The organism is Nonomuraea sp. NPDC003709, assembly GCF_040610775.1.
In the GTDB taxonomy this organism is placed as follows: domain Bacteria; phylum Actinomycetota; class Actinomycetes; order Streptosporangiales; family Streptosporangiaceae; genus Nonomuraea; species Nonomuraea angiospora_A.
The window spans coordinates 433,994-457,920 of the sequence record NZ_JBEXMW010000004.1; the positions used below are offsets into that span (position 1 = coordinate 433,994).

Below are 23,927 nucleotides of genomic sequence, written 5' to 3' on the forward strand. Positions count from 1 at the left end.
GCAGGTTGACTAGGGGACCGGAATCCGTTCGACGCGGATCGAGAAGACCTCCTCGCGGGGCACCACGACCTCGTAGGCGCCGTGGTCGACCAGCCAGTAGCCCAGCGCCTCCGCCTTCATCCCGCTGTGCCCCGTGTAGGCGATGTGCAGCCCGTCGTCGTCCTCGTCGATCACGATGCACGGCTCGCCGCCGAACGCCCCCACCGTGCGGATCAGCACGAGCCACTCCACCTGCGACCTGGCCACCACCCTGCGCCAGTAGCCCGACGCGGGATCGAACCCGTCCAGCTCGACCTCGCTGAACAGCACCACCTGGTCGTTGTCGGGGCCCAGGGCGGCGGGCAGCGTGCGGCCGTCGAAGCGCGCCACGAAGCCGGACGCGACCGGCATGATCTCGTCGTCACTCATGCGGCGGGCCGCCAAGTCAGGCCGTCGTACTCGGCGAAGGGCCGCTCGCCGTCGGCGGTGACGTGGACGATCTCCGTCCCGGCCGGGATCGGCATCGGAACGGTGTGGAACTGCGGCACCACGTGATCCGACGATGTTGTGAAACCGTTGCCGGCGAACGGCGGCGCGTCGCTCCAGTCGCCACCCATGTGGGGCCCGTACGGCACCGCGTACGTGTCGACGTCGCGCGCGTACCAGCGCATCACGTAGAGCTCGGGCACCTCGCCGAACAGCTCCGACCCGTCGAAGGACAGGTCGAGCCCGTGATAGAGCGACTCAGGCGTGGTCAGCCTGACGCAGTCCTGCACGCGGTAGACGTAACCCGAGATCACCGTGCGTTTGCCCGACAGGTATGGCACGAGCAGACGCGGCGGGACAACCTTCTGCATCTGCGTTCCGCTCACGGTACTACTTTACGATCGGTTGAACCTCAGAGAACCCGGTGTTGGAGGCACGGCAGGGTCGCCCTGGCGGCTGTTGTCCATTCGTGATCCACCCGCACGGTCTGCACGCCGGGCGCCGTGCCCAGATCGGCGCGGATCACGCCCAGGGGATCGACCAGCATGCTGCGGCCCACCCCGTAGCCGTCGGACGACTCGGCCGGGTTGGGCGCCTGGCCGACGGCGGCCGTCCACATCGTGTTCTCCAGCGCCCGGGCCCTGACCAGGGTGACCCAGTGGTCCTCCTTGAGCGGCCCGGAGCCCCATGCGGCGATCACCGCGAACAGCTCGGCGCCCTTGTCCACGAGCGCCCTGGCCAGTTCGGGGAAACGCACGTCGTAGCAGGTGACGAGGCCGACCTTGAGCCCCGCGAGCTCCACCACGGTCGGCTCCGCGCCGGGCGCGACCAGGTCGGACTCCTTCGCGCCGAACGAGTCGAACAGGTGGATCTTCCGGTACGCCGCCCGCACCGCGCCCTGCGCGTCGATGGCCACGGCCGTGTTGTGCACGCGGTCGTCGCCCGGCTCGAAGACTCCGGCGATCACCGCCAGCCCGTGCTTCCTGGCCGCCTCCGCCAGGCCCGACACGAACGGCCCGTCCAGCGGCTCGGCCAGGTCCGTGATGCGCCGCCCGTAGCGGGTGAGCGTGGCCTCGGGGAAGATCGCCAAGTCGGCCCCCTCGGCCCTGGCGAGCGCCTCCCGGGCACGTTTCAGGTTCGTGGCCGGGTCAGGAGACACCGGGATCTGGCAGAGGGCGATTTCGGTCACGGCCCGACTCTAACCGGTTGGGTACCACTCGAAACCAGGTCAGGCACCGCCAGATCCACTCAAGCGGCCCGTACCTGAACCTGGCCTGCCACCACCTGCTGAACAGCACCTGCACCGCCACGGTCACCGCCGCCAGCGCCACCACCGACCAGCGCGTCGGGTCGGTGTTCAGCAGCGGGGTGGCCAGGACGATCACGACGGTGCCCGTGACGTAGTTGGTCAGCGCCATCCTGCCCAGCGGCTCCAGCACCGCCGACAACCACGGCCGCAGCGCCAGCAGCAGTCCCAGCGAGTACGCCGCCGCGCCCGCCAGCGCGGCCGTGCTGTAGAGGATCCACCCGCCCTGGCTCGCCCAGGCGGCCGTCAGCAGCGCGCCGGCCAGCGCGGTGACCGCGAACGAGGGCAGCAGCAGCGACCTGGACGGGCTCAGCCGCCACAGCCCCATGCCGATCAGGAACAGGCCGGGGATCAGCAACACCCCGCCGTCCACCTGGAGCCCCCACGCCAGCACCCCCACCCCGAGCAGCAGCACCGGCAGGCCGCCGGTCAGGAACGAGGCAGGCAGCAGCACCGCCGCGCCGTAGACGGCGTAGTAGGTCAGCACCTCGCCCTCGTAGAACGTGTGCTGGACCAGCCCGAGGCAGAACAGCCAGAACAGCCGGCTCAGCAGCGCCCAGCGGCTGTTGCCGCGCAGGAACAGCATGAAGCTGATGCCGAACAGCAGCGAGAAGATCGGGTAGAACCGGCTCTGGAACAGCGCCTCGATGACCCAGTCGACGCCGTTGCGCGGGTCCTTGGCGGTGTGCTGCCAGGTGTTGACCAGCATGATCCCGCCCACCGCGAAACCGCGGAGGGCGTCGAGCTCACGGATGCGCGTCACAGGAACCAGGCCAACCACCATATGAGGAATCCGGCGCCGACGGCGGTCGCCGCGATCTGCGGCCAGCGCCGGTCGCGCAGCAGCGCGGCGGCGGTCAGCGCGGCCGAGGCGGCGGCGATCCAGGTGTAGAGGACGGCCGTGCCGGGCACGCCGACGGCGAGCGCGGTCTCGTTCCGGGTGACCAGGGCGTACACGGACTGTCCGACCAGCCCGGCGAAGGCCACGCCGGCCAGCCCGCCGAACGCCGCCAGCGCCCGGCCCCGCAGCGCGCCCGCGACCAGCTGGATCAGGCAGACGAGGGCGAACAGCGCGAAGGGCGCGGCCAGCCAGGGCGACTTCGAGATCTGGTACGGGGTGGCGGTCACGTGCAGGTCGCCCGGCTGCCCGGCGGCGTCGTCGACGCACGGCGAGGCCGCGCCGCCGGCCGGTGCGTCGAGGAACTCCACGATCTTGCGGCGGGCGCAGGGGCTGGTCAGGAAGACGGCGTGGGAGGCGCGGGGGAACTCCTCGAAGCGGGCGCCGGGGAGGGCCTCGGCCGCGGGCCTGGTGGTCCTGGTGGGGGTGGTGGGGTCGTACTGGCCGCCCACCACGTACACGGGGGCCTTGGTGGTGGCGTTGACGGGCTTGGACTTGGGGAGCTGCCACGCATCACACACCGCCTTGTCCCCATTTACGGTGAAAAGTCGGGATTTGGTGGTGTATGTGTTGAACGGGACCTCGTCCTGGCACTGCACCGCGTGGTACAGCCCGAACTCGTGCGACACCAGCCCTTCGCCCACCGCGTCGGCCAGCGCCCGCAGCAGCTCGTCGTGGCCCTTCGCGAGCGCGCCGACCATGGCGGGCGCGACCGCCGCGAAGTCCGCCTCGTGCAGCGCCTCCGCCATGATCGTGGCCACGTCGTCACCGCTGATCCGCGCCTCGAACGCCTTGCCGAGCAGCGGGTCGGTCGTCGTCACCTGCGCGGGGGTGGCGTTCAGCCGGGTCGTCATGGCCTCGAACGCGTCCTTCATGTTCAGCCGCGCCGCCGTGTCGGTCAGGTTGCGGTCGGCGTCGTCGTACCAGTTGACGCTCTCCGGCAGGTACGAGTCCAGCACCACCGACCGCACGCCCTTGGGGTCCGCGGCGGCCACGTCCATCATGACCCTGGTGGAGTAGCTGACGCCGAACAGGTTCCAGGAGTCGTACCCGAGCTTCTCCCGTAACGCGACCACGTCGGCCGCGATCTCCTTCGTGTTGTATCCGCGCAGGTCGACGCCCTGCTCCTGGAGCCTCTTGCGGCAGCGGACGGCCGCCGCGCCGACGTCGGCGGGGGGCCGCCTGAGCTGTCCGAGCAGCGCCTCGGCCGTCTCGGGGCACCCCAGGACCGGCTCGGAGTACTTGCTGCCGCGCTGCTCGATCGTCACCACGTCGCGATCGGGGAACATCTGGCTCAGGAACCCGGTCAGCTGCATGGACGCCGACCCCGGGCCCCCGCTCATGTACACCACGGGGTCGGGCCTGCGGTCCTTGGCGGTGGAGGCGTGGACCGCGTACCCCACCTTGATCTTCCGCTCCGGCGCGTCCCTGCGCTCGGGGACCTCGAGAAAACCGCACGTCGTACGGGGTGGCATGACGACCGGGCAGGCGCTCGGGCCGGCGTCCGACGGGGTCATGACAGGGGGCGTCATTAAAGCGAGGGCTAGCACGACCCGAATGATCACGGGTCGAGACTACCGACAAGGCGCGGCGAACCGCCCATGCCCTTCGCGACATCAGGGGGCGGAATGATGAGCGGCTTTCCCGCCGGGCATAGCCTAAGTGCCGTGACCGAACCACTTGTTGCCAGGATGCGCGCCTTCGGCACGACGATTTTCGCGGAGATGAGCGCGCTCGCCGCCGAGACCGGATCCATCAACCTCGGCCAGGGCTTCCCCGACACCGACGGGCCCGCGGCCATGCTCGACCGCGCGGTCCAGGCGATCACCTCGGGCGCCAACCAGTACCCGCCGGGTCCGGGGGTCCTGGAGCTGCGCCGGGCGATCTCGGAACACCGCTCCGCCCACTACGACCTCTCCTACGATCCGGCGGGCGAGATCCTGGTCACGGTGGGGGCCACCGAGGCCATCGCGTCGGCCGTGCTCGCCCTCTGCGAGCCGGGGGACGAGGTGATCGCCTTCGAGCCGTACTACGACTCGTACGCGGCCTCGATCGCGCTCGCCCAGGCTCGCCTGGTCGCCGTCACGATGCGCCCGGTGGACGGGCGCTTCACGTTCGACCCCGACGAGCTGCGCGCCGCCGTCACCCCGCGCACCCGCGTCATCCTCGTCAACTCCCCGCACAACCCCACCGGCACCGTCTTCACCCGCGCCGAGCTCGAGGTCATCGCCGAGCTCTGCCAGGAGCGCGGGCTGATCGCGGTGACCGACGAGGTGTACGAGCACCTGACGTTCGACGGGGTCGAGCACATCCCGCTGGCCACGCTGCCCGGCATGCGCGAGCGCACGGTGATGATCTCGTCCGCGGGCAAGACGTTCTCGGTCACCGGCTGGAAGACCGGCTGGATCTGCGCCCCTCCCGCCCTGGTCACGGCGCTGCAGACGGTCAAGCAGTTCCTCACGTTCACGTCGAGCGCGCCGTGGCAGATGGCGGTGGCGTACGGGCTGCGGCACGAGCTCGAGTGGGTGTCCGCGCTGCGCGCCGGCCTCCAGGACAAGCGCGACCGCCTCATGGAGGGCCTCGCGGCCGCCGGGTTCTCCGTCCTGCGGCCCTCCGGCACGTACTTCGTCCAGACCGACATCCGCCCCCTGGGCTTCACCGACGGCCTCGAACTCACCCGCCGCCTCCCGGACCTGGCCGGCGTGGTGGCCATCCCGACCCAGGTCTTCTACGACCACGCCGACCGGGGGCGGCACTTCGTCCGGTTCGCGTTCTGCAAGAAGGACGAGGTCATCGACGAGGCCGTGACCCGCCTCAAACGCCTCTCCACCTAACGGGCGTCATCGGGTCGGTGGCGAGGGTCGGAGGCCGTCGAAGACGATGGCGAGGGTCCTCGTCCGCAGGCCCTCGTCCCACCCGTTGTGCTGCGCCGCCAGACACGTGGCGCTCAACAGCGCCAGCAACTCGGCCATCCCCACATCCCCCCGAACCGCCCCGGCGCCCTGCGCCCGCACCAGCAGCGTCTCGATGGCCCCCCGGATGTCCGGCATCCCCGCCTTGGCGTCGATCCCCGCCGCCGCCAGGGCGTCCACGAGTACCTTCTTGACGGTCGAATCCTCCACGATCATCGTGAAGTACTCGAAGAACGCCTCCCCGGCGTCCGGGGCCGTGGCCAGCTCGTCGGCCAGCGCGGCCAGCCGCGCCATCCGGTCGACGACGATCGCCTGGTAGAGGTCCTCCTTGGTGGGGAACTGGCGGTAGATCGTCCCCACCCCCACCCCGGCCAGCGAGGCGATCTCGCGCATCGACGCGGACAGCCCGTCCCTGGCCAAAACCACTTCGGCGGCCTCCAGCACCCGGGCGCGATTGCGTCGCGCGTCCGCACGCATCACGGAGAGCCCCTTCCTCGTTGACAACCGGAACCGTTGTTCCGTATGGTCAACATCCGGAACAACCATTCCGATTCTAGGGGGAATCCCTTGGACTACCTGAATCTCGGCCGTTCCGGCCTGCGCGTCTCCAGGGCCTGCCTGGGCACCATGAACTTCGGCACCGAGTACGGCCTGGCCGCCAGTGACGAGGCCGAGGCGGGCCGGATCATCGACGCGTTCCTCGACGCGGGCGGCAACTTCATCGACACCGCCGACCTGTACCACCGGGGCGAGACCGAGGAGATCGTCGGCCGTGCGCTGAAGGGCAGGCGCGAGTGGGTCGTGCTGGCCACCAAGGGCGCCATGCCGGTGGGTACGGAAGGGCGCGGCCTGTCGCGCCGCCACCTCACCAGAGCCCTCGACGCCAGCCTGCGCCGGCTCGGCACCGACTATGTGGACCTCTACCAGTGCCACCAGTGGGACCCGGCGACGCCGATCGAGGAGACGATGGCCACGCTGGACGGGTTCGTCAGGGCGGGCAAGGTCCGCTACCTCGGCTGCTCCAACTTCACCGCGACCCAGCTCGTCGAGTCGCAGTGGGCCGCCGCCCGCGTGGGCGGCACGCCGTTCGTGAGCCTGCAGCCGCAGTACTCGCTCATCCAGCGGGTGATCGAGGCGGAGATCCTGCCGGCGTGCGAGCGGCACGGGATCGGCGCCGTCGTGTACGGGACACTCGGCGGCGGCGTGCTGACCGGCCGCTACCGGCACGTCGAGACCCCCGACCCCGACAGCCGCATGGGCAGGCTGCTCGGCCACTCCCTCCCCGGCGCGAACCGTTGGGCCCGATCGCTGCTCAACGACCGCAATCTGGACATCGCCGACGAACTCGTCAAGGTCGCGGCCGAACTCGGCGCCGCACCGGCAGCGGTGGCCCTGGCCTGGGTGGCGCGGCGGCCCGGGGTGACCTCGGTGCTGATCGGCCCGCGATCGGTGGAGCAGCTGCGGGAGAACCTGGCGGCGTTCGACCTCGACCTCCCGGACGAGGCGGCGGCCCGGCTGGACGAGATCTCCCACCACGACCTCGGCCCCATGGACGGCTCGTTCTTCCACCTCGTCCCCCGCTGATCCAGCCGCCGGCGACCGATCGCGTCACCCCCTCGGCGACGCCGACCCCGGCGGCTGGCGCTACACCTACGTCGGTGAGGACCCCGGCAGCCGGCTGTGGGACGTCATCGCCAGCGGCCCCACCAGCGCGTGGGCGGCCGGGACGCGGGACGGCGAGCCGTTCCTGCTCGGGTACGACCGTCAGCGGCGGCTGGTCTCGTCGCGGGGCTCGTCCAGCGGGGTGAGCGTGTCCGTGGCCGCCTCGTGCTCCATCCCGGTCGCCTGCAGCAGGTCCACGACCACCGAACGCAGCTGCGCGATGATCACGTGCGCCGAGAAGCCGAGCCCGTCGGGCCGCTCCCGCGCCGCCACCGCCAGCAGCGCCTGGCGCGCCAGCGTCGGCTCGCGGCCGGCGCCGAGCTCCAGCTGCAGCAGCAGCGCCGCCTCCGAGACCTCGCGCAGGGCCTCCGCCAGGGCGGTGGGCGGCGGGCTGGCCTCCCCGAGCGAGGCGAGGGTACGCCTGCTCAGCACCCGGGCGTTCCGCAGCGCCAGATCCACCGGCACGGCGGCGGTCTCGTAGCGCGCCAGCCTGGCCTTCCGGTGCCAGTGCAGCGGCGAGAGCATCGTGATCTCCTTGGCGGTCTCCAGCGCGTGCTCGAACTCCTCCACCGCCTCCTGCGTGTTCCGCGCCTCCTCCAGCGCCTCCGCCGCCAGCTCCACGTCCCGCTTCTCGATCGCCTCCGCCGCTCGTTCCAGCACCGTGGACAGCGCGTCGAGCACCCCGGACAGGTGCTTGGCCGCGATCGTGAACGGGCTGGCGGGCAACAGCGCGACCGCCATGACCCCGACGATGCCCCCGGTGAGCGCGTCGGCCATCCGGTCCAGCCCGCCGGCCCCGTCGCCGGGCACCAGGGTGGCCACCAGCACGGCCGACGACCCGGCCTGCGCGACGAACAGCGCCCCGCTGTTCAGCAGCACCGCGACGGCCATCGCCAGCGCCACCACGAGCGCGAGCTGCCAGGCGCCCGAACCGATCCAGGACACCAGCAGGTCGCCGATGCCCACCCCGAGGCTGACGCCGATCACCAGCTCGGCCACCCTGCGCAGCCGCTGCCCCAGCCCGACGCCCACGCAGATCAGCACCGAGATCGGCGCGAAGAACGGGCGGGGGTGGCCGAGCAGCTCCATGGCGATGATCCAGGCCAGTGCGGCGCCCACCGCGCACTGCGCGATGGAGGGGGCCATGAGGCCGAACGTGCCCAGTCGTTCCTTCACATGATCGCTGAGCCTGGTTCGCACCCCTCTACCTTAAGGCGGATCTATATGACATTGAGGTCACGTTTGCCCCAGCTACGTCCTTTTCGTCGGGTGTTGTGGGGATTTTTCAGAGCTTGGGGGATCGCTCTCCGCGCCGGGGTCGGGCGAGTCGGTTGATGGGTCGTCGGGGTGGACGTCCAGCGGCGGCAGGGTCGCGACCGCCTCGTCCCGATCGATGCCGGTCGCCTGGAGGAGGTCCACGATGATGGACCTGAGCTGGGCGGTCATCACGTCCGCCGAGAAGCCCCACCGCTCCGCGCGCTGCCGCGAGGCCACCGACAGGATCGCCCGGCGCGCCCTTTCCGGCGAGCGTCCGGCGGCGAGGTCGTCCCGCAGCATGAGTGTCGCGTCGGCCAGTTCGCGCAGCTCGCCCGGCAGCCGGGGTGGGAGGGCGCCGGGGCCGTCGAGTGCCACGATGGCCCGCCTGGCCAGCACTCTGGCGTTTCTGAGCGCGTGATCGAGTGGCACGGCCGCCTGCTCGTACCCGTCCAGGAAGGGGCGGCGGTGGCGGTGGAGCGGCGAGATGGTGGCGATCTCCTTGCTCGTCTCCAGCGCCTGCCTGAACTCCTCCACGTTCTTGTGGCTGCCGCGCGCCTCCTCCAGCGCGTCGGAGGCCACGCGCGCGTCGCGGTTCTCGATGGCCTCGGCGATCTGCCGCAACGCGTCGGCCAGCGCGCCGAACGTCCCCTTCGCGTGCCTCCTCGCCAGCGCCGCCGGGCTGGTGGGCAGCAGGGCGACGGCCGCGAGCCCCATGAGCCCGCCGACCAGGGCGTCGACCATCCTGTCGAACCCGCCGCTGCCGCTCGGCGGCAGGAGCGTGGCGACGAGCACGGCCGACGAGCCCGCCTGGAGGACGATCAGCGAACCGCTGTCGAGCAGCACCGCCACGGCCATGGCCAGCGCCACCACCAGCGCGATCTGCCAGGCGCCCGAGCCGATCCGCGACACCAGCAGGTCGCCGACGCCGACGCCGAGGGTGACCCCGACGACCAGTTCCACCACCCGCCGCAGCCGCTGGCCCAGCGCCACGCCGATGCAGACCACGACGGCGATGGGCGCGAAGAACGGGCGGCTGTGGCCCAGCAGGTTCTTGGCCACGAGCCAGGCGATCGCGGCTCCGATCGCGCACTGGCCGATCGTGGGGGCCATCAGCCTCAGTCTGCCCAGACGCTGATGTACGTGCATGTCAACCACGCCCCTACCCTGCCGTGCATACGTGACACCGGGGTTACGGCGTGATGAGATGCGGCCCGTCAGCCGTCCAGAAAGGTGTCCACCGCCTGCAGGAACCGGCTGCGGGCCGTGGTGTGGATCAGATGCCCGACGTCGATCGTGACCAGCCGCGCCCCCGGGATCCGCGCCGCCACCTCCCCGGTGTTGGCGGGGCTCTGGTCCCCGCCGCTCAACACCAGCGTCGGCGCCGTGATCTTGCCGAGCCCGTCCAGCCAGGCGGGATCGGGGCCGGCCAGCTGCCGTTCCGTGTCGTGCATCATGCGCCAGTCGAATCCGGTCGAATCGTCCTCGACGACCGGCGGGCGGTTCTTGAAGGGGAGCGGCGGCGGCGCGTCCTCGAGCACGAGCCGCTCGACCCGGTCCGGGTGGTTCATGGCCGCGTGGTAGGCCACCACGCCTCCGAGCGAGTGCCCGACCAGCGTGGCGCGCCCGATGCCCAGGTGGTCGAGCAGCGCGACGACGTCCTCGGCCATCTCCGGCACCTCGTACGGGCCCTGGTAGTCGCTGACCCCGTGCCCGCGCAGGTCGGGGGCGATGACGTGGTAGCGCGCCGCGAAGTGCTGGGTGATGCCGTTCCAGTCGTTGTGGTTGGCGGTCCGGCCGTGGATGAGCAGGAGCGGGGGAGCGGTGGGGTCGCCTTCCTCCCGGTACACGAGCTTGATCCCGTTGACGTGTGCTTCGCGAATCACACCGGCGACCATATCGCCCGGCGTCCGGCGTGCTCCCCGGCCCGTGGCGCTGAGCGCACCTTGACATCGTCGGCGGGCTTCATGGGCAGACATTGACCATGAACCCCGCTGACCGGCTCGGATAGCGTCGCGAGGGCGGGGAGGACCGGTAACGGAGAAGGGGCGTCATATGCCGGACCCGATTGAAGTACGCAAGGTGCCGATCGAGAGCGTCACCGACGCCTCCGGTCTCGCCCGGCTCATCGCCGACGGGGTGATCGAGGCGCGCCGGGTGCTCGCCGTCGTCGGCAAGACCGAGGGCAACGGCGGCGTGAACGACTACACGCGCATCCTCGCCGACCGGGCCTTCCGCGAGGTGCTGGCGGAGCACGGGCATCCGGCGCCGGAGAGCGTGCCGCTGGTGTGGTCGGGCGGCACGGACGGCGTGCTCAGCCCGCACGCCACCATCTTCGCCACCACGGCCGACGCGCTCCCGTCCGACGAGCCGCGGCTGTCGGTGGGCGTGGCGATGAGCGAGGTGATCCTGCCCGAGGACATCGGCAGGCCCGCCATGGTGGAGAAGGTCGCGGCGGGCGTACGCGAGGCCATGAAGATCGCCGGGATCGACGACCCGCGCGACGTCCACTACGTACAGACCAAGACGCCACTGCTCACCCTGGCCACCATCACCGAGGCCAAGAGCCGCGGCCAGGACACCGCCATCGAGGAGACCGGCCCCTCCATGGACCTGTCCAACTCGACCACCGCCCTCGGCATCGCCGTCGCCCTCGGCGAGATCGACATGCCGAGCGCCGACCAGATCCACAAGGACCTGTCGCTGTACTCGTCCGTGGCCTCGTGCTCATCCGGGGTGGAGCTGGACCGGGCGCAGATCGTGCTGGTGGGGAACGTACGCGGGATCGGCGGCCGCTACCGCGTCGGCCACAGCGTCATGAAGGACGCCCTGGACGCCGACGGCATCTGGGAGGCCATCAGGGACTCGGGGCTGCCGCTGCCGGAGCGCCCGCACCCGTCGGACCTCGGGGGGCGGCTGGTGAACGTGTTCATGAAGTGCGAGGCCGACCCGTCGGGACGGGTTCGCGGACGGCGCAACATCATGCTGGACGACTCGGACGTGCACTGGCACCGGCAGATCAAGGCGACGGTGGGCGGGGTGGCGGCCTCGGTCACGGGCGACCCGGCGGTGTTCGTCTCGGTGGCGGCCGTCCACCAGGGTCCCTCGGGCGGCGGCCCGGTCGCGGCCATCTCCGACCTGGGATAGACGGCCATAGGGCCCTGGGGATCGAGGCCCTGGGGATCGGGGCAGGGCCGGGGAACCCGGGCTCAGGGCCAGGGGAGGGCGGTGAGCCCGGGCCATTCCTCGGTCCACCGGGCCACCTTGGCCTCGTACACGTGCCTGGGCGCTTGCCTGGGATTGGGCCGCAGCACCAGGCCGAACGCGTCGGCCACGTGCTCGGGGTCACGGCCGGTGACGTGGTTCCAGATCGTCTGGACGACCGCGCCCGCCGCCACCCACCACCCGGGCAGGTCGAGCACGGTGGTCAGGGTGGGCCTTCTTCTAGCTATGTAGAGTACGAGATATGAAGAGAAGCCTGCGGATGACCATGCCGACCCAGGCTGTCCTCCGAGCCCTGCTCCGTGATCCCGGGCACGATCGCTACGGGCTCGAGGTGTGCGAGCTGGCGGAGCTGCCGAGCGGCACGGTCTACCCGATCCTGGCCAGACTGGAGCAGATCGGCTGGGTGGAGAGCCGGTGGGAGGACCCGGAGACGCACGTCGCGGAGGGACGTCCGCGCCGCCGCTACTACCGGATCACCGCGGACGGCGCGGAACAGGCGCGTGACGCCGTCGCGCGGGCGTACCGGTCGCGCAGGCAGCAGGTGCCCGGCTGGCTGAACCGCCCGGGCCCGGCCGGGGGCGGGTGATGAACGGCTCGCTTCGGCCACTGCTGGAGGCCGTCGGTGACACGCTGAACGGCGAGCGGCTGCGGATGGTCGAACAGGCCCACCTGACGGCCGCCCACTGGCATCGCGGTCAGCGCCGGCGCAGTGGCGAGCCCTACATCAGCCATCCGGTCGCCGTCGCCACGATACTGGCCGAGCTGGGCATGGACCACGAGGTGCTGTGCGCGGCCCTCCTGCACGACGTGCCGGAGGACACCGACTGCCCGGAGCGGGAACTGGTGCGCGAATTCGGCGGGCCGATCGTGCGCTTGGTACGCGACATGGCCGCGTTGCGGGATCCCCGGCAAGTGCCCGTGATCTGGGCGAGTGAGACGGGCGAGCGCGTGCTGATGCTCAAGCTGGCAGATCGGCTGCACAACCTGCGGACGCTGCGCTGGCTGCCCGAGGCGAGGCGCCGGCTCGAACGGCTCGCCATCGCCAACCTCCCCGGCCGGGAAGGCATTCGGGCATCCTTCGGCGTCATCGCCGCGGGCGCGATCCTGCTTCCACGCGAATGGCGGGCCCGCTGGTTGGAGGAGTGGCTGGGTGAACTGCAGGCACTCCCGGGCAGGTGGCCGAGGATACGGTTCGCCGTACAGCTGCTCAGCGAGATGCCGTGGCTGGCGATGACCCTGCGGCGGTGGGACAGCCGGGGCGGCCGCCACCGGCCGGGAGTGGGCGCCGTGCGGGGAACCGGCGTACGGGCGCTGTGGGCCAGGCTCGGGGGCAGGGGCGGGCGCGGGTAATCTCGGGGGTTGTGCCGAGCATCCCGCGACCTCTCGATCCCGACGACGACGGTGGCGCCGCGCCCGCCGTGGCCGCCGCCCTGGCCTCCTATCAGGCCGGCACCGCCGACGCCGCCGACGTGCTGAACGCCCTCAGCGGGGCCAGGCTGCTGGTGCCCGTCGTGGCGTTGCTGACCGAGAGCGAGGTCGGCGCGCACGGGCTGCGGCAGGAGAAGGAGAGCGAGATGGCGCTGCCCAAGCTCGTCGGGGCGGACGGCAGGGAGGCGGTGCTCGCGTTCACCGGCAGCCAGGCGCTGGCCCGATGGCGGCCCGACGCCCGGCCCATCCAGGCCACGGCGTTGCAGGTGTGCCGGGCGGCGGTGCAGGAGAAGGCGGCGGCGGTCGTGGTGGACGTGGCGGGGCCGGTGCAGTTCGTGATCGAGGGAGCGGTGCTGGAGGCGCTGGCGGCCGTCGAGTCGGGGACCGTCGATCGGCTCGACGGTGTGACCGTCGCCAAGGTGGAGCCCGTCCGGCGCCGGCGGTGGTTCTCCAGAAAGGGCTGATGACGTACGCCCCGCGGGGCCGGGTGCCGATCGGCGGAGCTGTGCCGGGCGTGGGTCGGTCCGGCCGAGGCGGGCGCGTGTCGTCCGCCTTAGGGGGGCCGATGGCCGGGCGCATGCCGCCTGCGGAGGGTTGATGGGCGCGCGGCAAAGCCGTAGCAGGTGGATTGATAGGGCCCCGCGTGGACGGGGTGGCGCATTAAGGTCGGCTCGTGGTCGCACTCATGGCGCTCGCCGGGCTGATCTGCGGACGCCACATCCGCGGGCTGGCCGACTCCTACGACGAGGGCCCGGTCCACTACGACCTGGGCGCGGTGATCCAGCGACCCGGCCCGGGCGTCGAGCTGGTGACCGCCGCCGTGGCCGCGCTGGTCGCCTGGCGGTTCGGGCTGCCGTACGTACCTTTCGCCCTCATCGGCACCGCGCTGGCGGTCGTCGACTGGCGTACCAGCCTGCTGCCCGACGCGATCACGCTCCCGGCGTACCCGATCATGGCCCTGGCCCTGGCGCCGACGGGAGAGCTGCCCAGGGCGCTGGCCGGCGGGGTGGCGCTGACGGCCGTGTACGGGCTGCTCTGGTTCATCAGGCCGGAGGCGATGGGGCTTGGGGACGTCAAGCTGGCCGGGCTCATCGGGATGGCCGCCGCCGCGCTGAGCTGGCAGGCGTGGATCGTCGCGGCCTTCGGCGGCCAGCTGCTCGGCGCCCTCTACGGCCTGGCGCTCCTGCTGTCCAGGCGCGGGACGCGGCACACCCAGTTCCCGTTCGGGCCGTTCATGCTGCTGGGCGCGTTCACGACACTCTGTCTCGGCTGGTGAACGCGGGACATCTCACTAGGCAGCACATGGAAGACTTGTACGCATGTTGCGCTGGTTGACCGCCGGAGAGTCCCACGGCCCCGAACTCGTCGCCATCCTCGAAGGCCTGCCGGCCGGGGTGGAGGTGACCACGGCCGCCATCGACGAGGCCCTGCGCCGCCGCAGGCTCGGTTATGGCCGGGGTGCCCGGATGAAGTTCGAGCAGGACCAGGTGACGATCGTGGGCGGCGTCCGCCACGGCCGCACGATGGGCAGCCCGGTCGCGATCCGGATCGGAAACACCGAGTGGCCCAAGTGGGAGAAGGTCATGGCGGCCGACCCGGTCGACCCGGCCGAGCTGGAGGGCCTCGCGCGCAACGCGCCCCGGTCCCGGCCGCGTCCCGGCCACGCCGACCTGGCGGGCATGCAGAAGTACGGGTTCGACGACGCCAGGCAGGTGCTCGACCGGGCCAGCGCCCGCGAGACGGCCGCCCGCGTCGCGCTCGGCGAGGTCGCCAGGCGCTTCCTCAAGCAGGCGCTGGGCGTCGACATCGTCAGCCACGTCACCGAGATCGGCGGCGCGAAGAGCCCGGCGGAAACCCTGCCCGGCCCCGGCGAGCTGGCCAGGATCGACGAGGACCCGGTGCGCTGCTCCGACGCCGAGGGCAGCGCGGCCATGATCGCCGTGATCGACAAGGCCCACAAGGACGGCGACACGCTCGGCGGCGTCGTCGAGGTCCTCGCGTACGGCCTGCCGCCCGGCCTGGGCAGCTACACCCACTGGGACCGCAGGCTCGACTCCAGGCTCGCCGGCGCGCTCATGGGCATCCAGGCGATCAAGGGCGTGGCGGTCGGCGACGGCTTCGAGACCGCGCGCAGGCCCGGCTCCCAGGCCCACGACGAGATCGAATACACCGCCGAAGACGGCGTGCGCCGCATCACCAACCGCGCGGGCGGCGTCGAGGGCGGCATGACGAACGGCGAGATCCTGCGCGTCAGCGCCGCCATGAAGCCGATCTCCACCGTCCCCAGGGCGCTGGCCACGATCGACGTCAAGACCGGCGAGGCGGCCAAGGCCCACCACGAGCGCTCCGACGTGTGCGCCGTGCCGGCCGCCGGCATCGTGGCCGAGGCCATGGTCGCGCTGGTGCTGGCCGACGCGGCCCTCGAGAAGTTCGGTGGCGACTCCGTCGAGGAGGTCGCCCGCAACCTGTCCGGCTACCTGTCGTCAATGGTGATCAAATGAGCAGGGTTGTATTGATCGGTCCCCCCGGGTCCGGTAAGACGACGCTCGGGCAGTTGCTCGCCGAGCGGCTCGGCGTCGGGTTCCGCGACACCGACGCCGACGTGGAGGCCGTCGCCGGCAAGCCCGTCTCCGACATCTTCGTCGAGGACGGCGAGGCCCGCTTCCGCGAGCTGGAGCACGAGGCCGTGCGCCGCGCCCTGACCGAGCACGACGGGATCCTGTCGCTCGGCGGCGGCGCCGTGCTCAACGAGGAGACGCAGGCGCTGCTGGCGAGCCACCACGTCGTCTACCTGCAGGTGGGGCTGGCGGACGCGGTCCAGCGGGTGGGGCTCGCTTCCGCCCGGCCGTTGCTCGTGCTCAACCCGCGCAGCCAGCTGAAGAAGCTGATGGAGGAGCGGCGGCCGGTCTACGAGCGGCTGGCGGTGGCGACCGTGGTCACGGACAAGCGGGAGCCGGAGGAGCTCGCCGACGAGATCATCAAGGGGCTGCCCGCATGAGTGCCACGAGGATCCACGTACGCGGTGACAGCCCGTACGACGTGGTGGTCGGCACCGGGGTGCTGGCCGAGGTGACCACGCTGCTCAAGCCCGGCGTGCGCACGGTCGCCGTCATCCACCCGGAGACCCTGCCGGAGATCTCCGGCCCGGTCGGCGAGGTGCTGCGCGAGGCCGGCTACGAGGTCGTCGAGCTGCCCGTGCCCGACGGCGAGGCGGCCAAGACCGTCGAGGTGGCCGCCGGGCTCTGGTCGGCGCTCGGCCGCAGCGGCGTGACCCGCTCCGACGCCGTGGTGGGCGTGGGCGGGGGTGCGACGACCGACCTGGCGGGGTTCGTGGCGGGCACGTGGCTGCGCGGCGTACAGGTCGTGCTCGTGCCCACGACGCTGCTCGCCATGGTCGACGCGGCCGTCGGCGGCAAGAACGGCATCGACACGCCCGAGGGCAAGAACCTCGTGGGCACGTTCCTGCCGCCCGCCGGGGTGCTGTGCGAGCTGTCCACGCTGGCGAGCATGCCGAGGCGCGACTACGTGGCCGGCCTGGCCGAGATCATCAAGGGCGGGTTCATCGCCGACCCGGAGATCCTCAGGCTGGTCGAGGCCGACCCGGAGGCCGCCACGCGGCCCGACGGCCCCCACACCCGCGAGCTGATCGAGCGCAAGATCCAGGTCAAGGCCGACGTCGTGGGCGCCGATCTGCGCGAGGCGGGCCTGCGCGAGATCCTCAACTACGGCCACACCCTCGCCCACGCCATCGAACGCGAGGAGCACTACGCCATCCGCCACGGCGAGGCCGTCGCCATCGGCATGGTCTACGCCGCCGAGCTGTCGAAGCTCGCCGGCCGCGCCGACCTGGTCGAACGCACCAGATCCATCCTCACGAGCGTCGGCCTGCCCACCGCCTACCGCGCCGACGCCTGGAAATCCCTGCGCGACCACATGCGGCTGGACAAGAAGAACCGCGGCGCCAAGCAGCGGTTCGTCGTGCTCGACGGCCTGGCCGAGCCGGGCCGGCTCGAAGGCCCCTCGGAAGAGCTGCTCGAAGCCGCCTACAAGGAGATCTCCGCATGATCCTCGTGCTCAACGGGCCCAACCTGGGCAGGCTCGGCACCCGCGAGCCCGACATCTACGGGGCCGAGACGTTCGAGGACCTCGCCACGCTCTGCCGCGACACCGGCAGGAAGCTCGGCGAGCACGTCGAGGTGCGCCAGACCAACGACGAGGCCGAGCTGATCGGCTGGATCCACGAGGCCGCCGACGGCCGCATCCCGGTCGTGCTCAACCCGGCCGCCTTCACCCACTACTCCTACGCCCTGCGCGATGCGATCGCCATGCGCACGGCACCGCTTGTCGAGGTTCACATCTCCAACCCGGCCGCCAGGGAAGAGTTTCGCCACAACTCCGTCGTGGCCGGGGTGGCGACGGGCACCATCGCGGGCTTCGGACTACAGTCATACGTCCTTGCGCTGCACGCTATCGCGGAGATGAACACCACCTCATGAGGCACTACAAGTCCTTCGTCGCCCTCGGCGACAGCTTCACAGAAGGACTGAACGACCCCGGTCATAACGGTCACTACCGTGGCTGGGCCGACCGGGTGGCCGAACGGCTCGCCGCCGACGAACCCGGCTTCCGCTACGCCAACCTGGCCGTGCGCGGGAAGCTGCTCGACCAGATCGTCGCCGAGCAGGTGCCGGTGGCCGTCGAGATGGCCCCCGACCTGGTCAGCCTCTGCGCCGGGGGCAACGACCTGCTCAGACCGGGCACCGACCCCGACGTGATGGCCAAGAAGCTCGCCCGCGCCGTGCGCGACCTGCGGGCCGGAGGCTCGGACGTGCTGCTGTTCACGGGGGTGGACCCGCGCGACACGCCGCTGATGCGGCGGCTGCGCGGTCGCTTCGCGGTCTTCTACCTGCACGTGCGCTCCATCGCCGACCTCTACGGGTGCCGGCTGGTGGATCAGTGGTCGATGCAGGGGCTGCGCGACTGGCGGGCGTGGAGCGCGGACCGGCTGCACATGAACGAGGACGGTCACCGGCTGGTGGCGGCGCGGGTGCTGGACGTGCTGGGGGTGCCGTTCGAGGACTGGCGCAAGGACTGGCCGTCCCGCACGGTCGACCCCCGGGCGCGGCGGCGCGAGGACGCCCAATGGATCCGCGAGCACCTCGTCCCCTGGATGTCCCGCCGCCTGCGCGGCGTCTCCTCCGGCGACGGGGTTTCTCCCAAGCGTCCTGACCTTACTGCTTTTTAGTTCTTTTACGGCTGCGCACGGGCAGGCCACCCGCCGCACTTCGGCTGACGGAGCGGCGAGCCTGGGGCGGAGAGCGGCAGCTTGCGTGACCAGCGGAGCCCCGTGCGAGCGCGACCATGAGCAGGGCCCTCCAGGAAACGGCCGCTGACCCTTCACCGGCTGAGCGCCGTTACGGTGCGCACGCTTGACCGGCTGGGTGGTGAAAAGCCGGACCGGCTCCGTGCTTCCCCCCTTCCCGCCGCCCGCGTTGCGCCGATTCCCACCGCACGGCTGCTCGCCGCACCGGCGCCGGGTGGATCGGGCTCGCGTTCGGCGGGATGGCGGGCGCACGTCCCGCTTGCCGCCGGCGCCCCCGTTCAGGAGCGCCGGGTGGGTCAGGTGGGGGATTCGGTGGCCAGGCGCTTCAGGGCCGCGCGGGGGATGGCCGGGTCGGTGGTGCGCCAGAACGGGGGGAGGGAGCCCAGGAGGAAGCCGCTGTAGCGGGCCGTGGCGAGCCGGGGGTCCAGGACGGCGATGACGCCCTTGTCGTCCTGGGCGCGCAGGAGACGGCCGGCGCCCTGGGCGAGGAGGAGGGCGGCGTGGTTGGCCGCGACCGCCATGAAGCCGTTGCCGCCCCTGGCCGCCACGTGGCGCTGCCGGGCCGACGTCAGCGGGTCGTCCGGGCGCGGGAACGGCACCCGGTCGATGATGACCAGCCGCAGCGAGGGCCCCGGCACGTCCACGCCCTGCCACAGCGACAGCGTGCCGAACAGGCAGGTGGGCTCGTCCTCGGCGAACTGCTTGACCAGCAGCATCGTCGAGTCGTCCCCCTGGCACAGCAGCGGTACGTCCAGCCGCTCGCGCAGCGCCTCCGTGGCGGCCTTGGCGGCGCGCATCGAGGAGAACAGGCCCAGCGTGCGCCCCCCGGCCGCCTCGATCAGCTCGACGATCTCGTCCAGGTACTGCTGCGGCAGCCCGTCGCGGCCGGGCTGGGGGAGGTGCTTGGCGACGTACAGGATGCCCGCGCGGGGGTGGTCGAACGGCGAGCCGACGTCGATGCCCTGCCAGCCCTTGCTGTCGCCGAGCCCCCACTGCGCGGCCAGCGCGTCGAAGGTGCCGCCCAGGGCCAGGGTGGCGGAGGTGAGGATCACCGTGCGCTCGCCGAACAGCTTGTCGCGCAGCATGCCGCTCACCGTCAGTGGCGCGACCCGCAGCGTGGGCGGGCGCCGGTCGGTGCTTCCGTCGAGCCAGACCACCTCGGCGCGGTCGGACTCCGAGGCGTGACCGTACGCCTCCAGCATGCGCACCGCCGTGTCGTGCACCTCGTCCAGCACCGAGAACGCGGCCTTGCGCTGCCCCGCCTTGTCGGGGTCGTCCTTGTCGGCGCCGCGCGGCCCCAGGGCCGTGACGCATCGCGCGGCCGAGTCGCGCACCAGCGCCAGCGTCAGGCCGAGTACCTGCGGCAGCTCGTCGATGCGCCCGGGCGGCGCGGCGGCCAGCAGCGCCTTGAGGTCCTCGCCCGCCTCCATGAGCTGGTCGGCGATCGCCTGCTCGATCAGCCTGCCCACCCGGCGCACCGCCAGCGCCACGGTCAGCTCCGACAGCTCGCCGGTCACCACCGAGGTCACCCGGTCGACCAGCTCGTGGGCCTCGTCCACGACCACGACCTCGTGCTCGGGCAGCAGCGGCAGGTCGCCCATGGCGTCGATGGCCAGCAGCGCGTGGTTGGTCACCACGACGTCCACCTCGCCCGCCCGCGCCCTGGCCATCTCGGCGAAGCACTCGGCCCCGCTCGGGCAACGGCTGGCCCCGAGGCACTCCTGCGCGCTCACGGAGAACTGCCGCCACGCCTGCTCGCTCACCCCGGGCACGAGCTCGTCGCGGTCGCCGGTCTCGGTCTCGTCGGCCCACTCCTGGATGCGCTGCACCATGCGGCCGGTCGCGCTCACCTCGCGGGGGTCGAAGAGCTGGTCCTGCTCGTCCTCCTCGGGCCAGCCCGCCGTCGCCTTGTAGCGGCACAGGTAGTTGCGGCGGCCCTTCAGGATCGCGAACGTCGGCTCGTGCGGCAGCTCCTTGCCCAGCGTCTCGGCCAGCCGGGGCAGGTCGCGGTCGACGAGCTGGCGCTGCAGCGCGATCGTGGCCGTGGAGACCACGACGGGCGAGTCGCTGTCCATCGCGTGGCGGATCGACGGCACCAGGTACGCCAGCGACTTCCCGGTGCCCGTGCCGGCCTGGACCGCCAGGTGTTCCTCACCGTCGATGGCCTGTTGCACGGCCTGGACCATGGTCAACTGGCCCTGCCGTTCGCTCCCTCCGAGAGCGTTTACCGCAACCATGAGTAGTTCGTCCGCAGACGGGAGATGGGAGTCCGGCACGGCAGTAAACGCTACCCGCATTCCGGGGTCGCCGTGCCGAACGCGGTGTGATCGGCCAGATGCATCCCGGCGTTCCCGGACCCTCGCGTCGGCACCCGTGGCACACTGGGCGGTCGGGACTCCGACGGGTCAGAGAAGGCCTTCACACAGAGTGATCAAAGGGGTTCCCGGTGTAGATGGGAAGGCCGGTTCAAGAGGGTTTTCCGGGGTTGAGTGGACGGGAAAAGGCTGGTTAAAGCAGTATGTCTGCCATGTCGGAAGTTGTCCCGTTGCCGTCGTTCGGCGAAGTGTTCTTCGATGCGCGAGGTCAGGAGCGGTGTCTTCGCGTCACGTGGCATGAGGGCACGCTGGTCCTGAGCCTCTGGCGCGGCGAGATGTGCACCGCGAGCTTCCGCATGCCGATGGAGGACGTCGGGCGCCTGCTCGACACTCTCGACGAGGGTTTCGCCGAGGCCACGGGCGAGCAGCCCGCCGTGCCCGCGCACGACCCGGGCACGGAGGTCATGCCCGGCACCGGGCAGTACCAGCGGCCGACCCCACCCGTCCAGCAGCCACCGCAGGCGCAGCACCAGCCCGAGGAACGGCCCACGGCCGCCCTGTCGCCCAACGACGTCCTCGTGGCCAGGGGCGCCCCTCCGGCCCGCCAGGACAAGCTGGTCGCCTCCTACGGCGAGACCACGGCCCCCAGGGACACCATGCCCCCCGCGTACGGGGAGGCGCCCAGGGACGCCTACGGCGAGGCTCCGAGGGACGCCTACGGCGAGCGGGCCCCCTTCACCGGCCCCCAGTACGTGGAGACGACGGCCCCGCAGCAGCGCTACACCGGCGACCCGCTCAGCGGCCCGCAGTACACCGGCGACCCCTTCAGCGGGCCCCAGTACACCGGCGATCCCCTCAGCGGCCCGCAGTACGGCGGCGACCCGCTCAGCGGTCCGCAGTACGCCGGTGACGCCTACAGCGGCCCGCAGTACGCCGCCGAGCCGCAGCCGTACGGCGGCCCCGCCGCCCAGGCCGACCCCTTCATGGGTCCCCAGTACATCGACAACGAGCCCGTCTACCAGATGCCCGGCGACCAGCGCCGCCCGGCGCCGCTGAGCACCGACCCGCTCGGCTTCCCCTCCCAGGCGGCCGCGCCCCACCAGCCGCCCCAGCACCAGCCGGCCCCTCCTCAGCAGCCCCAGCACCGGCCCGACCTTTATCAGAACGACCCGTACCAGAACGACCCCTACCCGGCCGATCCCTACGCCTACCAGCAGCAGCAACCGCCGCCACCGCCGCAGGCCCCGGCCGCCGCGGGCCTGGGGACCCCCATGCACGGCATCCCGGGCGCGGGCCGGCGCCGTCCCGCCCCGCAGCCCGTCCGCGACGACTACGCCGCCTACCAGCAGAGTCCCGCGCCGAACCCGGTGGACCCGCTGATGTCCATGGGCCGCCAGGAGCACCAGCAGCCCGACGCGCTGTCCCGCCCGTACGTCGTGGACCCCATGTTCTCCACCGGCGAACGCCTGCGGCCCGGCGAGCAGCCGGACTACCACGAGCGGAGCGACCGCCGGGAGTGGTGACACGCCGGGTCCGGGGGCCAGGTACGCTCCTCCCGTGAACCCGACCATGGGCCTGCAACTGCTGCTGGTGGCGGGCGGCGCCATCGGCGTCGCGGCCGTCGCCCGGCGCAGGGGCTGGCCCGCCCCCCTCCTGCTGGTGGCCGCCGGCCTGCTGGTGTCGCCGCTGGTGCCGGCGGTGCCGCTGCAGCCCGAGCTCGTGCTGTACGTGTTCCTGCCGCCGCTCCTCTACTCCGCCGCGTTCGACAGCTCCTACCTGCGCCTGCGTGACGTCAAGCGGGCCGTGGCCCTGCTGTCGATCGGGCTCGTGCTGTTCACCACCGCCGCCGTCGGGCTGGTCGTCCACCTGCTGCTGCCGCAGCTCCCGCTCGCGCTGGCGTTCGCGCTGGGCGCGATCATCGCGCCGCCCGACGCCGTGGCCGCCGTCGCGGTCGGCCGCCGGCTGGGTCTGCCGCGCAGGGCGCTGACGATCCTGGTCGGCGAGAGCCTGTTCAACGACGCCACGGCGCTCACGCTCTACCGGGTCGCCGTCGGGGCCGCGCTGGGCGGCACCTTCGACATGTGGCACGGCCTCGGCGACTTCGCGCTCGCCGCGGCGGGCGGCGTGGCGATCGGGCTGGTGGTGGCGTTCGCGATGGCCTGGTTGTTCAGGCACACGCGCGACTCCCTGGTCGAGAACACGCTGATGCTGCTGATCCCGTTCGCCACCTACCTCGCGGCGGAGAGCGTGCATGCCTCGGGCGTGATCGCGGTCGTGATCGTCGGCCTCTATCTGGGCAACCGCATGCACCTGCAGGGGTTCGGCACCCGGCTGGTGTCCGACGCCGTGTGGAAGGTCACCGACTTCTTCCTGGAAGCGGTCGTGTTCGCCCTGATCGGGCTCCAGCTCACGACCGTCATCCAGGGCATCTCCGGCTACGACCCGTGGGCGGTCGCGGGCTACGCCGCCGCCGTGCTGGCGGTGACGATCGTCAGCAGGTTCGTGTGGCTGTTCGTGGTGACGCGCCTGATGAAGCTCCTGCGCAGGAGCAACGTGCCGACCGGCCCGCAGACGGTGATCCTCGGCTGGGCCGGCATGCGCGGCGTGGTGTCGCTGGCGGCGGCCTTCGCCCTCCCGCCGGACATCCCCGCGCGGGACCGCGCGATGCTGCTGTTCCTGACGTTCACGACCGTGATCGGCACGCTGCTCATCCAGGGCACCACGTTCCCCGCGCTGATCAGGCGGCTGCGCGTGTCGAGCGAGCAGGAGCAGTACGAAGACCGCCTGGCCGAGGCGGCGGCCCAGCAGGCCGCGCTGGAGGCCGGCCTGGAGGAGCTCACGCGGCTCATCGCCGAGCAGGGCGAGCCCGACGAGATCCAGAAGCAGGTCATCGACCAGCTCAGGGAGAAGTCCTGGCGCCGCTCGCTGAGCGCCTGGGAGCGACTGGGCGGCGGCACGGGGCAGGGTGGCGCTGAGACCCCCAGCGCCCTCTACCGCCGCCTGCGCCGTGACATGCTCCAGGCAGAGCGGCAGGTCTTCGTCCGGCTGCGCGACGAACGCCGCCTCGACGACGAGGTGATGCGCGACGTGATGGCGCAGCTCGACTTCGAGGAGGCGATCCTGGAGCGCTAGCCGGGAA

General features: G+C 71.8%; 25 protein-coding genes. 14 read left to right on the top strand and 11 right to left on the bottom strand.

Annotated features, from left to right (window positions below):
- Positions 1-9: 9 nt before the first annotated feature.
- Genes ABZX61_RS14795 through ABZX61_RS14815 form a run of 5 tightly spaced genes read right to left on the bottom strand, consistent with a single transcriptional unit; the run spans position 10 to position 4,186 of the window.
- Positions 10-408 carry a hypothetical protein gene (locus ABZX61_RS14795; RefSeq protein WP_350722531.1) on the bottom strand — a complete coding sequence of 133 codons (399 nt, stop codon included), beginning with the start codon at positions 406-408 and terminating at the stop codon, positions 10-12.
- Positions 405-851: a hypothetical protein gene (locus tag ABZX61_RS14800; protein ID WP_355194675.1), complete on the bottom strand. Its 447-nt coding sequence runs from the start codon at positions 849-851 to the stop codon at positions 405-407. The genes ABZX61_RS14795 and ABZX61_RS14800 overlap by 4 nt, the downstream gene beginning before the upstream one ends.
- A 26-nt stretch (positions 852-877) precedes the next feature.
- Positions 878-1,654, bottom strand: coding sequence for a carbon-nitrogen hydrolase family protein (locus tag ABZX61_RS14805; protein ID WP_355194677.1), 777 nt, complete (start codon positions 1,652-1,654; stop codon positions 878-880).
- Positions 1,614-2,534, bottom strand: a complete 921-nt coding sequence (locus ABZX61_RS14810) for a DUF418 domain-containing protein (RefSeq protein WP_355194679.1) — start codon at positions 2,532-2,534, stop codon at positions 1,614-1,616. The genes ABZX61_RS14805 and ABZX61_RS14810 overlap by 41 nt, the downstream gene beginning before the upstream one ends.
- Positions 2,531-4,186 (bottom strand): alpha/beta hydrolase, encoded by a 1,656-nt coding sequence (locus ABZX61_RS14815; protein WP_355194681.1) that lies wholly within the window; start codon positions 4,184-4,186, stop codon positions 2,531-2,533. The genes ABZX61_RS14810 and ABZX61_RS14815 overlap by 4 nt, the downstream gene beginning before the upstream one ends.
- Before the next feature lie 150 nt (positions 4,187-4,336).
- Between ABZX61_RS14815 and ABZX61_RS14820 the strand changes: the two genes are divergently transcribed.
- A complete protein-coding gene (locus ABZX61_RS14820) occupies positions 4,337-5,503 on the top strand; it encodes a pyridoxal phosphate-dependent aminotransferase (RefSeq protein ID WP_355194683.1) in 1,167 nt (388 codons plus the stop codon).
- A 6-nt stretch (positions 5,504-5,509) separates the two neighbouring features.
- Here ABZX61_RS14820 and ABZX61_RS14825 read toward each other — a convergent pair whose 3' ends face one another.
- The gene (locus tag ABZX61_RS14825) at positions 5,510-6,058 is read right to left on the bottom strand and encodes a helix-turn-helix domain-containing protein (RefSeq protein ID WP_355195186.1); all 549 of its coding nucleotides are present in this window, start codon (positions 6,056-6,058) and stop codon (positions 5,510-5,512) included.
- A gap of 90 nt (positions 6,059-6,148) precedes the next feature.
- Between ABZX61_RS14825 and ABZX61_RS14830 the strand changes: the two genes are divergently transcribed.
- Positions 6,149-7,165: an aldo/keto reductase gene (locus tag ABZX61_RS14830; RefSeq protein ID WP_355194685.1), complete on the top strand. Its 1,017-nt coding sequence runs from the start codon at positions 6,149-6,151 to the stop codon at positions 7,163-7,165.
- Between the two features lie 180 nt (positions 7,166-7,345).
- Here ABZX61_RS14830 and ABZX61_RS14835 read toward each other — a convergent pair whose 3' ends face one another.
- The 3 genes from ABZX61_RS14835 to ABZX61_RS14845 all read right to left on the bottom strand — a co-directional run bounded on the left by ABZX61_RS14835 (position 7,346) and on the right by ABZX61_RS14845 (position 10,383).
- A complete protein-coding gene (locus ABZX61_RS14835; protein WP_350722511.1) occupies positions 7,346-8,443 on the bottom strand; it encodes an FUSC family protein in 1,098 nt (365 codons plus the stop codon).
- A gap of 51 nt (positions 8,444-8,494) precedes the next feature.
- Entirely contained in the window at positions 8,495-9,610 is a 1,116-nt protein-coding gene (locus ABZX61_RS14840) for an FUSC family protein (protein WP_355194688.1), read from the bottom strand.
- Positions 9,611-9,714: 104 nt separating this feature from the next.
- The gene (locus tag ABZX61_RS14845) at positions 9,715-10,383 is read right to left on the bottom strand and encodes an alpha/beta hydrolase (RefSeq protein WP_355194690.1); all 669 of its coding nucleotides are present in this window, start codon (positions 10,381-10,383) and stop codon (positions 9,715-9,717) included.
- 169 nt (positions 10,384-10,552) lie between these two features.
- Between ABZX61_RS14845 and ABZX61_RS14850 the strand changes: the two genes are divergently transcribed.
- Positions 10,553-11,644, top strand: a complete 1,092-nt coding sequence (locus tag ABZX61_RS14850; protein WP_355194692.1) for a ring-opening amidohydrolase — start codon at positions 10,553-10,555, stop codon at positions 11,642-11,644.
- A gap of 62 nt (positions 11,645-11,706) precedes the next feature.
- Here the strand turns inward: ABZX61_RS14850 and ABZX61_RS14855 are convergent, their stop codons facing one another.
- Positions 11,707-11,919, bottom strand: coding sequence for a nucleotidyltransferase family protein (locus ABZX61_RS14855; protein WP_355194694.1), 213 nt, complete (start codon positions 11,917-11,919; stop codon positions 11,707-11,709).
- Between the two features lie 44 nt (positions 11,920-11,963).
- On the opposite strand from ABZX61_RS14855, the gene ABZX61_RS14860 reads away from it, so the two are divergent.
- The 9 genes from ABZX61_RS14860 to ABZX61_RS14900 all read left to right on the top strand — a co-directional run bounded on the left by ABZX61_RS14860 (position 11,964) and on the right by ABZX61_RS14900 (position 18,395).
- On the top strand, positions 11,964-12,308 hold the full coding sequence (locus ABZX61_RS14860; RefSeq protein ID WP_355194695.1) for a helix-turn-helix transcriptional regulator: 345 nt from the start codon (positions 11,964-11,966) through the stop codon (positions 12,306-12,308).
- Positions 12,308-13,072 carry an HD domain-containing protein gene (locus ABZX61_RS14865; protein WP_355194696.1) on the top strand — a complete coding sequence of 255 codons (765 nt, stop codon included), beginning with the start codon at positions 12,308-12,310 and terminating at the stop codon, positions 13,070-13,072. The genes ABZX61_RS14860 and ABZX61_RS14865 overlap by 1 nt, the downstream gene beginning before the upstream one ends.
- 11 nt (positions 13,073-13,083) lie before the next feature.
- Positions 13,084-13,614, top strand: a complete 531-nt coding sequence (locus tag ABZX61_RS14870; protein WP_350722496.1) for an SseB family protein — start codon at positions 13,084-13,086, stop codon at positions 13,612-13,614.
- A 209-nt stretch (positions 13,615-13,823) separates the two neighbouring features.
- On the top strand, positions 13,824-14,426 hold the full coding sequence (locus ABZX61_RS14875; RefSeq protein WP_355194698.1) for an A24 family peptidase: 603 nt from the start codon (positions 13,824-13,826) through the stop codon (positions 14,424-14,426).
- A gap of 43 nt (positions 14,427-14,469) precedes the next feature.
- Positions 14,470-15,651, top strand: coding sequence for a chorismate synthase (aroC, locus tag ABZX61_RS14880; protein ID WP_350722492.1), 1,182 nt, complete (start codon positions 14,470-14,472; stop codon positions 15,649-15,651).
- Complete coding sequence (locus tag ABZX61_RS14885) at positions 15,648-16,148, top strand: shikimate kinase (RefSeq protein ID WP_355194700.1); 501 nt, start codon at positions 15,648-15,650, stop codon at positions 16,146-16,148. Before aroC ends, ABZX61_RS14885 begins: the two co-directional genes overlap by 4 nt.
- Positions 16,145-17,215: a 3-dehydroquinate synthase gene (aroB, locus tag ABZX61_RS14890; protein WP_355194702.1), complete on the top strand. Its 1,071-nt coding sequence runs from the start codon at positions 16,145-16,147 to the stop codon at positions 17,213-17,215. Before ABZX61_RS14885 ends, aroB begins: the two co-directional genes overlap by 4 nt.
- A complete protein-coding gene (gene aroQ, locus ABZX61_RS14895; RefSeq protein ID WP_185077687.1) occupies positions 17,212-17,646 on the top strand; it encodes a type II 3-dehydroquinate dehydratase in 435 nt (144 codons plus the stop codon). The genes aroB and aroQ overlap by 4 nt, the downstream gene beginning before the upstream one ends.
- Positions 17,643-18,395, top strand: coding sequence for an SGNH/GDSL hydrolase family protein (locus ABZX61_RS14900; protein ID WP_355194704.1), 753 nt, complete (start codon positions 17,643-17,645; stop codon positions 18,393-18,395). The genes aroQ and ABZX61_RS14900 overlap by 4 nt, the downstream gene beginning before the upstream one ends.
- Before the next feature lie 374 nt (positions 18,396-18,769).
- Here the strand turns inward: ABZX61_RS14900 and ABZX61_RS14905 are convergent, their stop codons facing one another.
- Complete coding sequence (locus ABZX61_RS14905) at positions 18,770-20,770, bottom strand: ATP-dependent DNA helicase (RefSeq protein ID WP_355194706.1); 2,001 nt, start codon at positions 20,768-20,770, stop codon at positions 18,770-18,772.
- 230 nt (positions 20,771-21,000) lie between these two features.
- On the opposite strand from ABZX61_RS14905, the gene ABZX61_RS14910 reads away from it, so the two are divergent.
- Positions 21,001-22,311 (top strand): hypothetical protein, encoded by a 1,311-nt coding sequence (locus ABZX61_RS14910; RefSeq protein ID WP_355194708.1) that lies wholly within the window; start codon positions 21,001-21,003, stop codon positions 22,309-22,311.
- A gap of 34 nt (positions 22,312-22,345) precedes the next feature.
- Positions 22,346-23,920: a Na+/H+ antiporter gene (locus ABZX61_RS14915; RefSeq protein WP_350722478.1), complete on the top strand. Its 1,575-nt coding sequence runs from the start codon at positions 22,346-22,348 to the stop codon at positions 23,918-23,920.
- The last annotated feature ends 7 nt before the right edge of the window (positions 23,921-23,927 follow it).

Bases quoted from the DNA above. Each gene is read 5' to 3' on its own strand.
- aroQ (WP_185077687.1), top strand. From the start codon at position 17,212: ATGATCCTCGTGCTCAACGGGCCCAACCTGGGCAGGCTCGGCACCCGC.
- ABZX61_RS14850 (WP_355194692.1), top strand. From the start codon at position 10,553: ATGCCGGACCCGATTGAAGTACGCAAGGTGCCGATCGAGAGCGTCACC.
- ABZX61_RS14900 (WP_355194704.1), top strand. From the start codon at position 17,643: ATGAGGCACTACAAGTCCTTCGTCGCCCTCGGCGACAGCTTCACAGAA.
- aroC (WP_350722492.1), top strand. From the start codon at position 14,470: ATGTTGCGCTGGTTGACCGCCGGAGAGTCCCACGGCCCCGAACTCGTC.
- ABZX61_RS14910 (WP_355194708.1), top strand. From the start codon at position 21,001: ATGTCGGAAGTTGTCCCGTTGCCGTCGTTCGGCGAAGTGTTCTTCGAT.
- ABZX61_RS14795 (WP_350722531.1), bottom strand. From the start codon at position 408: ATGAGTGACGACGAGATCATGCCGGTCGCGTCCGGCTTCGTGGCGCGC.
- ABZX61_RS14815 (WP_355194681.1), bottom strand. From the start codon at position 4,186: ATGACCCCGTCGGACGCCGGCCCGAGCGCCTGCCCGGTCGTCATGCCA.
- ABZX61_RS14840 (WP_355194688.1), bottom strand. From the start codon at position 9,610: ATGGCCCCCACGATCGGCCAGTGCGCGATCGGAGCCGCGATCGCCTGG.
- ABZX61_RS14865 (WP_355194696.1), top strand. From the start codon at position 12,308: ATGAACGGCTCGCTTCGGCCACTGCTGGAGGCCGTCGGTGACACGCTG.
- ABZX61_RS14825 (WP_355195186.1), bottom strand. From the start codon at position 6,058: ATGCGTGCGGACGCGCGACGCAATCGCGCCCGGGTGCTGGAGGCCGCC.
- aroB (WP_355194702.1), top strand. From the start codon at position 16,145: ATGAGTGCCACGAGGATCCACGTACGCGGTGACAGCCCGTACGACGTG.
- ABZX61_RS14905 (WP_355194706.1), bottom strand. From the start codon at position 20,770: ATGCGGGTAGCGTTTACTGCCGTGCCGGACTCCCATCTCCCGTCTGCG.
- ABZX61_RS14860 (WP_355194695.1), top strand. From the start codon at position 11,964: ATGAAGAGAAGCCTGCGGATGACCATGCCGACCCAGGCTGTCCTCCGA.
- ABZX61_RS14885 (WP_355194700.1), top strand. From the start codon at position 15,648: ATGAGCAGGGTTGTATTGATCGGTCCCCCCGGGTCCGGTAAGACGACG.